This is a genomic window from Nocardioides sp. CFH 31398 (genome assembly GCF_022436705.1).
Classification (GTDB): domain Bacteria; phylum Actinomycetota; class Actinomycetes; order Propionibacteriales; family Nocardioidaceae; genus Nocardioides.
This window is the reverse complement of sequence record NZ_JAKUHT010000021.1, coordinates 58,607-70,356: the sequence shown is the minus strand read 5'-3', so window position 1 is coordinate 70,356 and position 11,750 is coordinate 58,607. Positions and strand designations below refer to the sequence as shown.

The 11,750-nt window shown below is 75.5% G+C and carries 13 protein-coding genes; 8 read left to right on the top strand and 5 right to left on the bottom strand.

Annotation, left to right across the window (positions count from 1 at the left end; genetic code table 11):
* The first annotated feature begins 2 nt into the window (after positions 1-2).
* Complete coding sequence (locus tag MJ876_RS16290; protein WP_240237884.1) at positions 3-629, top strand: dimethylsulfonioproprionate lyase family protein; 627 nt, start codon at positions 3-5, stop codon at positions 627-629.
* 62 nt (positions 630-691) lie between these two features.
* On the opposite strand, the gene MJ876_RS16285 is transcribed toward MJ876_RS16290, so the two are convergent.
* Complete coding sequence (locus tag MJ876_RS16285; protein ID WP_240237882.1) at positions 692-1,777, bottom strand: LuxR C-terminal-related transcriptional regulator; 1,086 nt, start codon at positions 1,775-1,777, stop codon at positions 692-694.
* 251 nt (positions 1,778-2,028) lie between these two features.
* Between MJ876_RS16285 and MJ876_RS16280 the strand changes: the two genes are divergently transcribed.
* Genes MJ876_RS16280 through MJ876_RS16270 form a run of 3 tightly spaced genes read left to right on the top strand, consistent with a single transcriptional unit; the run spans position 2,029 to position 4,522 of the window.
* Positions 2,029-3,177, top strand: coding sequence for a zinc-dependent alcohol dehydrogenase (locus MJ876_RS16280; protein WP_240237880.1), 1,149 nt, complete (start codon positions 2,029-2,031; stop codon positions 3,175-3,177).
* Between the two features lie 17 nt (positions 3,178-3,194).
* Positions 3,195-3,764: a hypothetical protein gene (locus MJ876_RS16275; protein ID WP_240237878.1), complete on the top strand. Its 570-nt coding sequence runs from the start codon at positions 3,195-3,197 to the stop codon at positions 3,762-3,764.
* 8 nt (positions 3,765-3,772) lie between these two features.
* Positions 3,773-4,522, top strand: coding sequence for a DUF1345 domain-containing protein (locus tag MJ876_RS16270; protein ID WP_240237876.1), 750 nt, complete (start codon positions 3,773-3,775; stop codon positions 4,520-4,522).
* On the opposite strand, the gene MJ876_RS16265 is transcribed toward MJ876_RS16270, so the two are convergent.
* The gene (locus MJ876_RS16265; protein WP_240237874.1) at positions 4,503-5,507 is read right to left on the bottom strand and encodes a hypothetical protein; all 1,005 of its coding nucleotides are present in this window, start codon (positions 5,505-5,507) and stop codon (positions 4,503-4,505) included. The two genes, MJ876_RS16270 and MJ876_RS16265, sit on opposite strands and share 20 nt — an antisense overlap.
* 105 nt (positions 5,508-5,612) lie before the next feature.
* On the opposite strand from MJ876_RS16265, the gene MJ876_RS16260 reads away from it, so the two are divergent.
* A complete protein-coding gene (locus MJ876_RS16260) occupies positions 5,613-6,437 on the top strand; it encodes a GNAT family N-acetyltransferase (protein WP_240237872.1) in 825 nt (274 codons plus the stop codon).
* Here the strand turns inward: MJ876_RS16260 and MJ876_RS16255 are convergent.
* The 3 genes from MJ876_RS16255 to MJ876_RS16245 form a co-directional block, all read right to left on the bottom strand.
* Positions 6,427-7,236: a methyltransferase gene (locus MJ876_RS16255; RefSeq protein WP_240237870.1), complete on the bottom strand. Its 810-nt coding sequence runs from the start codon at positions 7,234-7,236 to the stop codon at positions 6,427-6,429. The genes MJ876_RS16260 and MJ876_RS16255 overlap by 11 nt on opposite strands.
* Before the next feature lie 113 nt (positions 7,237-7,349).
* Complete coding sequence (locus tag MJ876_RS16250; RefSeq protein WP_240237868.1) at positions 7,350-8,009, bottom strand: maleylpyruvate isomerase family mycothiol-dependent enzyme; 660 nt, start codon at positions 8,007-8,009, stop codon at positions 7,350-7,352.
* Positions 8,010-8,234: 225 nt separating this feature from the next.
* A complete protein-coding gene (locus MJ876_RS16245) occupies positions 8,235-9,056 on the bottom strand; it encodes a class I SAM-dependent methyltransferase (RefSeq protein ID WP_240237866.1) in 822 nt (273 codons plus the stop codon).
* Between the two features lie 130 nt (positions 9,057-9,186).
* Between MJ876_RS16245 and MJ876_RS16240 the strand changes: the two genes are divergently transcribed.
* The 3 genes from MJ876_RS16240 (at position 9,187) to MJ876_RS16230 (ending at position 11,671) form a co-directional block, all read left to right on the top strand.
* Positions 9,187-9,438 (top strand): hypothetical protein, encoded by a 252-nt coding sequence (locus tag MJ876_RS16240; RefSeq protein ID WP_240237979.1) that lies wholly within the window; start codon positions 9,187-9,189, stop codon positions 9,436-9,438.
* 80 nt (positions 9,439-9,518) lie between these two features.
* The gene (locus tag MJ876_RS16235) at positions 9,519-10,763 is read left to right on the top strand and encodes a JmjC domain-containing protein (protein ID WP_240237864.1); all 1,245 of its coding nucleotides are present in this window, start codon (positions 9,519-9,521) and stop codon (positions 10,761-10,763) included.
* Complete coding sequence (locus MJ876_RS16230) at positions 10,760-11,671, top strand: sucrase ferredoxin (RefSeq protein WP_240237862.1); 912 nt, start codon at positions 10,760-10,762, stop codon at positions 11,669-11,671. Before MJ876_RS16235 ends, MJ876_RS16230 begins: the two co-directional genes overlap by 4 nt.
* The last annotated feature ends 79 nt before the right edge of the window (positions 11,672-11,750 follow it).

Sequence of the window (11,750 nt, the reverse complement as noted above, 5' to 3'; positions counted from 1 at the left end):
CGGTGACCGAGGTGACGGACGTCGTCGCCCTCGCCCGCGCGCTGGGGGCGGTCCTGCGGCGCCAGGGCCTCGGCGCCCACGCCGACCTGCTGGACGCCGTGGAGCGGGACGCCGTCCTCCCGCCGGGTGGGGGGCGGGGGGACCTCGCCGTCCTCGACCAGCTGCCGGAGGCCTGCGAGCCCGCCGCGGGTGTCGACGCGGGGCTGGTGGAGCTCGTGCGGCGGCTCGCCCCGGCCGCGGCGTGGACGCAGACCGCCGACTACCTCCTCCACCCACCGTCCCCGGGCTTCCTCGACGGCTACGCCCACGCGACGCTCGTCGGCCCGCCCGACGGCGGGGCGGCCCCTGACGGCGAGCCGACGACGTCGGGGGTCAGCGTGGGGCTCCTCCTGCTCGGCCGCGACGTCCACTACCCGCCGCACCACCACCCCGCCGACGAGGTCTACCTGCCCCTCGGGGACGCCGACTGGCTGGACGACGACGCGACGTCGTACCGCGCCCGGCCCGCCGGCTCGCCGCTGCACCACCGGCCCTGGCAGGCGCACGCGATGCGGACCGCCTCGCGGCCGCTGCTGGCCGTGTACCTCTGGTCGGGTGACGTGACGACCCCCTCCCACTGGCGCGCGTGAGGGTGGACGCCGTCGGTGCGCGGCGACGGGGGAGGCGACGAGGGAGGCGACGGCCGAGCACCTCACGAGCCGCGTGAGGCCCCCGGGCGGGGGCGCCCGTCCGCCTGCCGGGGACGAGCGGGCGGGGTCCCCGTGGGCGTCGCGGCGTCGGGGAGGCAGGCAGGCACGTAGCAGCCCTCCCGCTCCGCGATGACCGCCGCCATCGTCCGGGTCGGCACCTGCAGCTTGTGCAGGATGTGCTCCACGTGCGTGGCGACGGTCCGCGGGGTGATGGCGAGCCGGTGGGCGATCTGCTGGTTCGACCAGCCGTCCACGACCAGGCCCAGGACCACGAGCTCGCGCGCCGTGAGCCCGCGGGTGTCGTCCGCGGGGGCGAGCAGCAGCGTGCCCAGCACGTAGGCGGGCACGTCCGCGGCTGCCAGGGCCGTCAACCGGACGTGGACGGTGCTCCCACCGGCGTCCGGGCAGGGCCACAGGAAGGACCGGTGGAGCCGCCCGGCGAGGAGCGTCTCCCGCGCGACCCGGACGACGGCGGGGTCACGCGCGGCGAGCGCCTGGTCCGGCAGCCCCGGCAGGGGGTAGGCGCTGCCGTCACGGAGGAGCACGACCCCCGAGGTGGCGCCGCGCACCAGGCTCGCGGTGTCCTGCAGCGACCGCGACGAGGACACGCCGCTGGCGACGACGGGCGCCACCTGCGCCATGGACGCGCGCAGCCCCGCGGGTGAGGGCCCCCGCGTCGACGACAGCAGGCACAGCATCCCCAGGTAGGGCCCGCCCGGCTCGCTCAGGGGCACGGCGAGGCCCTCGCGGAAGCCGGCGGGGATCAGGCACTCCGCCCACGTGGGCAGCTCCTCGACGGCGATCGGGAGCTGCGACACGCTGACCGGCGGTCGGTCGCGGTCGAGCCCGGCGTCCTGGATCTCTTCCGCCACCCTCGGATGGTCCAGGCCCGACAGCGCGGTGGAGTCGAGGCCGGTGCTCCCCACGGTCGCGTAGACCGTCGACGCCGGGTCGGACACCGCCAGCCACACGGCGTCGGCGCACACGAAGCGGTCGAGCGCGTCGACGAGCCCCTGCGCCCGCTCGAGCAGAGGGACGGCGGAGGCGGCGACCTCGAGCATCCCCTCGACGGGTGGCTGTCCACGCACGGCGGCTCCTCACACGGTGCTCGGAGCAGGCTCCGGACGGGCTTCGAGCGGGCGCTCGTCCGAAGTGGGCACTGGTACCCGCCCCGGTGGGTGCCATACCCACCGGTCGCGGGCGGTCGAGTCGGTAGATCTGCCGATACCGAGCAGGACCCGGCAGGGCTGGGATGGGACCAGCACGAGGTCGTGCCCCCGGACCCACCGGGGCGGCCGCAGCAGCGGCCGTGCTCGATGCGACCTCGGGGAGGACGCCGATGCGCGCCATGGTCTACCGCGGGCCCTACCGGGTTCGCGTCGAGGAGAAGGACGTCCCGGTGGTCGAGCACCCCGGTGACGCGATCGTCCGGGTGACCCGGGCGGCGATCTGCGGCTCCGACCTGCACCTCTACCACGGGATGATGCCGGACACCCGGGTCGGGCACACGTTCGGCCACGAGTTCATCGGCGAGGTCCACGAGGTGGGTTCGTCGGTGCAGAACCTGCAGCCCGGTGACCGGGTCATGGTGCCGTTCAACGTGTTCTGCGGGACGTGCTTCTTCTGCGCCCGCGGCCTCTACTCGAACTGCCACAACGTCAACCCCAACGCGACGGCCGTGGGCGGCATCTACGGCTACTCCCACACCTGCGGCGGGTACGACGGCGGGCAGGCGGAGTACGTGCGCGTGCCCTTCGCGGACGTCGGGCCCTCGATCATCCCCGACTGGCTCGACGACGACGACGCGGTGCTGTGCACCGACGCCCTGCCCACGGGCTACTTCGGGGCCCAGCTGGGGGAGATCGACGAGGGCGACGTGGTCGTGGTGTTCGGGTCGGGACCGGTGGGACTGTTCGCGGCACGGTCCGCGTGGCTCATGGGCGCCGGCCGCGTCATCGTGGTCGACCACCTCGACTACCGGCTGGAGAAGGCACGCACCTTCGCGCACGCGGAGACGGTCAGCTTCACCGAGCACGGCGACGTGGTGCGCCACCTGAAGCACCTGACGGACGGGCTCGGCGCGGACGTCGTCATCGACGCGGTCGGGGCCGAGGCCGACGGGGCGGTGCTGCAGCACGTGACCTCGGCGAAGCTCAAGCTGCAGGGCGGCTCGCCCGTGGCGGTGAACTGGGCGATCGACACGGTCCGCAAGGGCGGGACGGTCTCGGTCATCGGCGCCTACGGACCGCTGTTCAGCGCCGTCAAGCTCGGCGACGCCATGAACAAGGGGCTGACCCTGCGCATGAACCAGTGCCCCGTGAAGCGGCAGTGGCCCCGCCTGCTCGAGCACCTGCGCGCCGGCTACTTCAAGCCCAGCGACGTCATCACCCACCGCATCCCGCTCGAGCACATCGCCGAGGGCTACCACATGTTCTCGGCCAAGCTCGACGGCTGCGTCAAGCCGATCGTCGTCCCCGGCGCCGTCTGAGACCGAAGGAGACCCTCATGCCCTACACGCCTCACAAGCCCCCGCTCGCCCCCGACAGCGACACGCTGCGGGCCCGCATCCCCGGGTGGGGTGCCGACCTCGACCATGCCGACCGGCCGTCGGTGCCGCGGGAGCAGCTCGACGAGTCGCTCGCGGGCACCCACCGCGGGGTCCCGCAGCGCCAGCCCGAGACCTACCCGCGGGAGCGGTCGGTCGAGCACACCCAGCTGCCGCCGGTCTTCGGCACCACCTGCCCGCCGCGCGGGGTGTCCGGGGCCGTCCGGAGGCTCGCCTACGCCCGGTACAGCGAGGGCCAGGCCGCGCACTGGCTCCTGCTGATGGCGGGCGACCGGGTCGACGCGTTCGGCAGTGCGGCGCTGTCCCTCCTCACCCTGCGACCCGACAACCCCCTCACTGAGACCGGGGTGAAGGCGGAGCTCACCCGCCACGGCCTGAGCTCACGCCTCGGACACGGCCGCGCCGACGTCAAGCACCACTGGATGGACCCCCTGATCGTCGGCTGGCCCTGGCTGCTCGGCCTCGCCGGGGCGTACTCGCTCCTCAGGCGCAGGCGGGCACGTCGGTAGGGGGCGACGTGGACACGGGACCGGGCACGGGACCGGGCACCGGACCGGCCACCGGCCCGGACCCCGGGTCGGACCCCGGGTCGGACCACGGGTCGGACCACGGGTCGGACCACGGGCGCGACCAGGACCGGTTGCTGTCCCCGCGGCGGGCGCTGCTCAGCCTGGCCGTGGGGCTGGCCGCGGGCGTCGGGGTCGCCCTGGTCTCGACCCCGACGCTGCTGCCGCTGGTCACCTGGACCGTGACGGCGACCGTGCTGCTCGCCTGGGTGTGGCACAAGAGCTGGCCGCTCGGGCACGCCGGGACCAAGCGCCTGGCCGAGCAGGAGAGCGAGACCCGGTCGACCGACGTGTGGCTGATCGCGGCGGCCGTGGTGAGCCTGGCGGTGGTCGTGCAGGCCCTGGTGCAGTCCGGCTCGAGCAGGACGCCCGCCTCCGTCGCCTCCGTCATCCTGAGCGTGCTCAGCGTCGCGCTGTCGTGGGCCCTGGTGAACACGGTCTACGCCTTCAAGTACGCCCGCCTCTACTACGTCGACGAGCCCGATGCGCGCGGCATCGACTTCAAGCAGGAGGACCCACCGACGTACGGCGACTTCGCCTACCTGGCCTTCACCGTCGGGATGTCGTTCGCCGTGTCGGAGACCGAGCCGACGGCCACGCGCATCCGCAGGGTGGCCCTCGGCCACGCCCTGCTCTCCTACGCGTTCGGCACCGGGGTGATGGCGGTGGCCATCAACCTGGTCACGAACCTCGGCCAGTGACCTCCGCGAGCCGCTGGCGGCGGTCCTCCTCCCGCTTGGAGTAGGCCGCGGCCCGGATTGCGCGGTCCGACTCCAGGCCGCTGCCCAGGGCGCCGCCGACGGTGGCCGCCGAGGCCACGAACCAGGTCAGCACGAACACGTCGCCGTAGTCGGAGCGCATTCGCAGGTACCCGCCGACGACGTCGGGGTCGAGCACGAACAGCGCGCACAGCAGGTTCAGCAGGTAGAGCGCGACGTAGCAGATGACGGCGCCCGCGGTGAGGGTCAGCAGCGTCGAGAGGTTGTAGAGCCGCGACCTCTCCCGGGCGCGGTGGGACCCGTCGTCCGGGCGGTCCCAGAGCTCGCCGTCGATGACGAGCCAGCCCACGACGAGCGCGATGGAGGCGACGGTGGCGACGACGAGGCGCCACGGGGACAGCGACCCGGCCAGGAGCCACACGGTCGAGTTGACGGTGGCGATGGCGCCCGTGGTGAGAGCGGCCACGAGGGCCGACTTCAGGCCCGGCACGAGGAGCCACGGCCGGTTCGCGAGCACCATGCCCAGGAGGACCCGCCCCCTGCCCGAGCGTCGGGGCAGCGGCACCCGGGCGTCGACCTCCGTCCCGCCGTCGGTCATGTCCTCCACGAGGTCGCGCAGCGCGCGGTTGCTGCGGGCCTGCACGCGGAGCCCCCCGACCGCGGGCAGCGACAGCATGGCGGCGTGCCCGTCGGCGTCGGTCTCGACCAGCAGGTACTCGCCGTCGTCGCCGTGCAGCGGGAGCTCGGTCACCCCGACCACCCGGTCCCACCCGTGCTCGCGTGCGAGGTCGGTGAGGCGTCCGAACGCCGCGTCGGCGTCCTCGCGCGCCTCGGTGAACGGCTCGCTGACCACCTCCGTGCCCCAGCCCCGGCGCTCCTCGGCGGCCTCCTGGTCCCGGTGGAACCGACGGGCGACCTCGGTGGGGGCGTCGGGGTCGGCGACGAGGCCGACGCGGAGGGTGCTCATCGGTCCGTGTGCCCGCTGCCGGGTGTTCCACTCCTCAGGACGCGGGCCGGTTCCCCCACCCGGGCGCGTCTCGTGCGCGACCATCCGATCTGGGAGCGTCCCCCCGTGACCGATCGCGCCCCGCTGCTCGCCGCGTACGACGACCGGCTGCGCACCGACGCGGAGACGGCGGGCGCGCTGTCGGTGGAGCGGCACGGCCCGCTGCTGCTCGCGACGTTCCCCGGGGACAGGGCGCTCGTGACCTACCGGGACCTCGGCGGTGCCGACGCGGACGCCGTCCGCGCGCTGGTGGTCTCCGCCGTCGGCCACCTCACCCGCCTGCGCGCGGAGGCCGGCCTGGCCGTGGCCGAGTGGAAGACCCGCGGGCACGACGCGGCCCCCGGGCTGCACGAGGCGCTGCTGGGCGCCGGCTTCGTCGCCGGGCCCGAGGAGACGGTGATGCTGGGGGAGGCCGCCGTCCTCGCCGTCGACGTCCCGCTGCCCGCGGGGGTGGTGCTGCGTCGCGTGACGACGGAGGACGACGTCCGAGCGACGGCCGCGATGCAGGACCAGGTGTTCGGGCGACCGCCGTCCGACCGGACGGCGCAGGCGGCGCTCTCCCGGCTGGCGCTCGACGACGGTGCGGAGCTGTGGGTCGCCGAGGCCGACCGGACGATCGTCGGCACCGGTCGCCTCGAGCCCGTGCCGGGCACCGACGTGGCCGGCGTCTGGGGCGGCGCCGTGCGCCCGGAGTGGCGGGGCCGCGGGATCTACCGCGCCCTCACCGCGGTGAGGGCGCGCTCCGCCCTGGACCAGGGGCTGCGGCTGCTGCACAGCGACTCGACGCCGATGTCGCGACCGATCCTCGAGCGGTCCGGCCTGCTCGCGGTGACCACGACGACGCCGTACGTGCTGACCTGGGACGAGCAGGCCGCGGGCACTACGGCTTGACCGCGGCCAGGTAGCCGTAGCGCTGGTCCAGCTCGTTCTCGGGCACCAGTGTCACCAGCACCGGGCGCAACCCGCACGCCTCGACGAGCGTCCAGAAGTCGGCGATGCCGTACGTCGTCATGTCGGCGAGGTGGCGGACGTAGTCGCGACGGTGCGGGCGGCTCGTGGGGCGGCCGTCGTCGTACTTGAACTGCAGGACCGCCATGCCGCCGGGGGCCAGGGCCTCGGCGGCGACGCGGAGGATGCGGGCGCCGTGCTCCTGGCTGGGCACCAGCTCGAGCACGTAGAAGCACAGGAAGAGGTCGCAGCCCGCGACCCGGTCGAGCGCGGCCTCCGGGGCGTCGACGTCCACGACGACCTGGGTGGTGGGGACGTCCGCGACAGCGGCGACCTGGGCCGCCGCCTCGGCCAGGGTGCGGGCGGACAGGTCGACCAGCACGAGCTCACCGGCGTGAGGCGCGACGGCGGCCGCGTTGGCCCCGCCGCCGCAGCCCCAGTCGACGACGCGGGGCGCGTCCCAGGTCCACCCGGCGGCCCGGGCGGCCGTGCGCACCAGGTCCAGGTGCTCACGCCCCATGCGCTCCCACAGCGAGCCGGCGTCCGAGAACGCCTCCGAGTCCCGGAAGTGGGAGTTGCTGCTCCAGCGCTCGTCGTCACCTGCGCGCCAGTACGCCGCGGCGTCGGCCGCGCGTCGCTCCGGGGACTGCTCCGGCCCCCGGCCGGCGATGGCCGAGGCCACCTGGCGGCGTGCGAGGTCGTAGAGCCCACGGGCGCGCCGGGCCGTGCTCGTGCCGGGCATGGCACCCCCGTCTCCCGGTCCCGTCCCGCTCGCCGTCGGGTGGGGCGGGGTCCCGGCAGGGTAGACCGCCCCGCGCCGCCGGGCCAGCGGGTGACGGCCGGGGGAGCGGGACCTCAGGCCAGACGCGACCGCAGCACGTCGACGCCGGCGCCCGACAGGTCGTCGAGCGCCACCGCCCGCCCGGTCAGCGCCATCGTCAGCGCCTCGGAGGGGCCGGTCAGCTCGGCCCCGTCGCCGTGCGTCCAGTCCTGGTCGGTGGCGACCAGCCGCAGGCCCTTCCGGGCGGCGGGTGTGGAGAACCCCTTCGTCACCGCCTGGGGGTCGGTGAGGAAGTCGAGGACGTGGCGCCAGTGCTCCGGTGGTGGGTTCGCCCCCGCGCCGAGGGGTCGCGCGGCGTCGCGGAGGTGGATGAGGCTGTCGCTCATCGGCCCGTGCGGACCGATCACCGGCGGGTCGAGCCGCTCGTCGGCCCGCTCGCGGAGGGTCCGCACCAGCTGCGCGGGGGTGCGGGCGGCGGCGTAGCGCCGGGCGCTGGTGTCGACCATCCGGTCGAGCGACCCACGGGCCCGGACGATCCCGACCAGCAGCCCGACGGTCGACATCCCCGTCTCCAGCGGCTCGGCCAGGTGGGCGGCCACCTCCCGGACCGTCCACCCGCCGCACAGGCTCGGGGTCCGCCACTGCTCGTCGGAGAGCCCGGCGAACATCTCCGCGGCCAGCCGCCGCGTCGCGGTGGCGACGCCGTACGTCGCCTCGTGGTCGGTGGTGGCCACGCGTGCTCGCCTCCTCGGGTGGGCGGGCGCCCAGCGTGGCACCGCCCACCGACGGTTGGCCAGGCTCGGCGGCGGGCACGACCCGGCGTCACGTGGCCCTGATCGACGGGCCCGGCACCGACGGCGAGGTCCCCCTCGCGTGGACCTCGGTACGACCGCACGGCCGGCCTGCAGGCGTTGCAGCGCGGTCGCGGTGGTCCGCCGGGGCGGTCGCCGACCGGGCGCTCAGCCGGGGCGGCGGGCGGTGAGGGTGTAGGTCATGGGCGCGCGCAGGTCGTCGCCGGGCAGGGCGAACTCGCCGTCGCCGAGGTCGACCATCGACGGCAGCGCCTTCCACGGCACGCTGCGGTGCTCGACCAGGCCGGTGATCTCGAGTCCCACGTCGAGCAGCGCGGTGACGATCTCCCCGAGCCCGTGGTTCCACTCCTCCGAGCGGGTGTGGACGAACTCCACGTCGGAGTCGACGTACGTGCCGGGCTCGTCCCACACCGTCGGCTCGTCGTGCTCGAAGTACGGGACGACGAGCTCGAGCCGGCCGTCGGTGCGGTCCTGGTCCATCGCCCACAGCACGGGGTGGCCCTCGCGCAGGTGCAGCCGGCCACCGGGCCGCAGCAGGGACGCGACGACCTCCGCCCACCGGTCGATGCGCGGCACCCAGCACAGGGCCCCGATGCCGGTGTAGACGAGGTCGTAGGTCGCGCCGAGGGCCTCGACGGCGTCGTGGACGTCGCTGACGACGAAGCGGACGTCGGCCCCGGCACCCTCGGCCACCCGCCGCGCCTGCTCGATCGAGGCGGGCGAGAAGTCCAGGCCCGTGACGCGCCCGCCGAGCCGGGAGAGCGACACGGTGTCCGTGCCGATGTGGCACTGCAGGTGGACGACGTCGAGCCCTGTGAGGTCACCGAGGCGCTCCCGGTCGAACCGGACGACGTCGGAGAGGAACGAGGGGTCGTCCGCGAAGCGTCGGACGCCGTAGTCGGGGGAGGCGGCGTGTGCGGGTGCGCGCTCGTCCCACAGCGCCAGGTTGGGAGGTGCCGGGTCGTCCACGAAACGCAGCGTGCCCGGTCCGCGGAGGTCGGGTCCACCGGATTCCGGTCAGGCCTATGGTGCCGATCAGCGGGTACCGCAAGGGCGGCGCCGGACGGCGCCGTCGAACCGATGACCAGGAGGTCGCACCGTGCAGGACGACGACATCACCACTTCCGACGACAGCGGGACCGAGGGTCCGGCCGACGGCGGCGCCTCGGGCACCCCGGGCGTGCAGGACGGCGGCGCCGACGGTGGCGCCGAGGGCCCCGCTGACGGCGGCGCCTCGGGCACCCCGGGCGTGCAGGACGGCGGCGCCGACGGTGGCGCCGAGGGTCCGGCCGACGGCGGCGCCTCGGGCACCCCGGGCGTGCAGGACGGCGGAGCCGACGGCGGCGCCTGAGTCATGACCGCGCGTGGCCCGGGACGTCGCAGGACGACCCGGGCCACGCGTCGTCCGGCCGCCCCACGACGAGGAGAGCAGTGAACGAGACGGACCCGCTGGGTCGCCTGACGGGCATGACCGCGGAGGACTTCGCGACGCAGCACTGGGCCACCGCGCCCCTCCTGCGGCGCGCGGCCGACCTGCCCGGTGGCGGCTTCGCCGACATGTTGAGCCCCGACGCCGTCGACGAGCTGGTCTCCCAGCGTGGTCTGCGGACGCCGTTCCTCAGGATGGCCCGCGACGGATCGGTCCGCCCGCCGTCGTCGTACACCCGTTCCGGCGGGGCGGGGGCCGAGATCGCCGACCAGGTCGCCGACGACAAGCTGCTCGCGGAGCTCGCGGCCGGGAGCACCCTGGTGCTCCAGGGCCTGCACCGCACCTGGCCGCCGGTGGTCGACCTCGCCGGCGCGCTGGCGCGTCAGCTCGGCCACCCGGTGCAGGTCAACGCCTACCTGACCCCGGCGCAGAACACCGGCTTCGACCCGCACTACGACGTCCACGACGTCTTCGTGCTCCAGTTCACCGGGCGCAAGCGGTGGCGGATCCACGCCCCGGTCGTCGACGCGCCGCTGCGCGACCAGCCGTGGCAGGACCACCGCGCCGCCGTCGCCGCCCGCGCCGCCGAGGAGCCGCTGATCGAGACGGTCCTGGAGCCCGGCGACGTGCTGTACCTGCCCCGCGGCTACCTGCACTCCGCCTCGGCGCTGGGGGAGCTGTCGGGCCACCTGACCATCGGCGTCCAGCCGGTGACGCGTGCGTTCCTCGCGTCCCGGGTCCTCGACCTGGTCTCCGACGACGTCGAGCTGCGCCGCTCGCTGCCGATGGGGGTCGACCTGGGCGACCCCGACGTCCTCGTCGGGGACCTCAAGGCCACCCGTGACGCGCTCCACGCGGCGGTGGACCGCCTCGACGACGCGGACGTGGTCGCCACGATCGCGGCCGCGGTCGGTCGCCACCTCTCGGCCGGCACCCGCCCCGCGCCGCTCGGGCCGCTGGCGCAGCTCGCGGCCGCCGAGCGCGTCTCCGCGGACGACGTCGTGGTCCTGCGTCCGGGCCTGCGCTGCACCCTCGGCGGGCCCGGCGACCGGGACGGCACCGTGCGCCTGCGCCTGCCCGACAAGTCGTTGAACCTGCCGGAGCGCCTCGCCGACGCGGCCGCCCGCGTCGTCACCGGTGACCCGGTGACCGTCGCCGACCTCGGGCGCGAGCACGGTCTCGAGGCGGACGACGCCGCCGTCCTGGTCCGTCGTCTCCTGCTGGAGGGCGTGGTGGTCCCGGCGTGAGCCGTCCGGTCCCCCGGGAGTCGGCCGCCTCGTGCGCGCCGGCCGCGGCCGAGCGGGGCGACCCCATGCCCGGTACCGCGCTGACGATCGGCCGGCTGCTGCTGGTCGAGCAGGCGGGGCCGTGGGGCCCGCGGGGCCTGGTGGAGAGCCGCGCCGACCCGGTGCTCGCCGACCGGATCGACCAGGCCGCCGCGGCCGGCGGGGCCCGGATGCAGGCCGTGCGCCGTCCGGGCCGGCACGCGCAGCGCGGGCCGGTCGAGCCGGGCCACGAGGTGATGCTCGTCGACGTCGCGGCCGGCACGACCTGGCGCTGGCGAGCCGCCTCGCTCGCCGCGCTCGCCGAGGCCCTCGAGGCCGACCCGGTGCTGCGCCCACCGGAGGCGGTCGCCGAGACCGACCCGACGTACCTCGTCTGCACGCACGGCTCCCACGACCTCTGCTGCGCCGTCCGCGGCCGGCCGGTGCTGCGGGCGCTCGCCGAGCTGCGTCCCGACCACGTCTGGGAGACCACCCACGTCGGCGGGGACCGCTTCGCCGCCAACGTGCTCGTCGTCCCCACCGGCGAGCTGTACGGGCGCGTGACCCCCGACGACGCTGCCCGCCTCGTGGCCGACACCGACGCCGGCTGCGTCGTCGTGGACCGGTTCCGCGGCCGTCTCGGCCTCGCGCCCGCCGCCCAGGTCGGGCTCGCCCTGGCCCACGAGCGCCTCGGCGACCCGCGCCGTGACGCCGTGCGGATGACCTCGCTGGAGCGCGTCGACCCCGAGACCGTCGCCGTCCACCTCGAGGGCCCCGACGGCCCCCTCGTCGCGACCGTGGCCACCGCCTGGGGCGACCCCGAGCAGCTGACCTGCCGCGGCACCGCCCCCTCCCGCGCCCGCGTCCTGCGCGGCGTGAGCCTGGAGTAGGCCGAGTCGGCACATCTGCGCAGCCTGGGGACGTCGAGTCGGCAGATCTGCGCAGCCTGGGGGCGTCGAGTCGGCACGT

Coding starts and splice junctions, on each gene's coding strand:
- MJ876_RS16280 (WP_240237880.1), top strand. CDS start 2,029: ATGCGCGCCATGGTCTACCGCGGGCCCTACCGGGTTCGCGTCGAGGAG.
- MJ876_RS16275 (WP_240237878.1), top strand. CDS start 3,195: ATGCCCTACACGCCTCACAAGCCCCCGCTCGCCCCCGACAGCGACACG.
- MJ876_RS16265 (WP_240237874.1), bottom strand. CDS start 5,507: ATGAGCACCCTCCGCGTCGGCCTCGTCGCCGACCCCGACGCCCCCACC.
- MJ876_RS16255 (WP_240237870.1), bottom strand. CDS start 7,236: ATGCCCGGCACGAGCACGGCCCGGCGCGCCCGTGGGCTCTACGACCTC.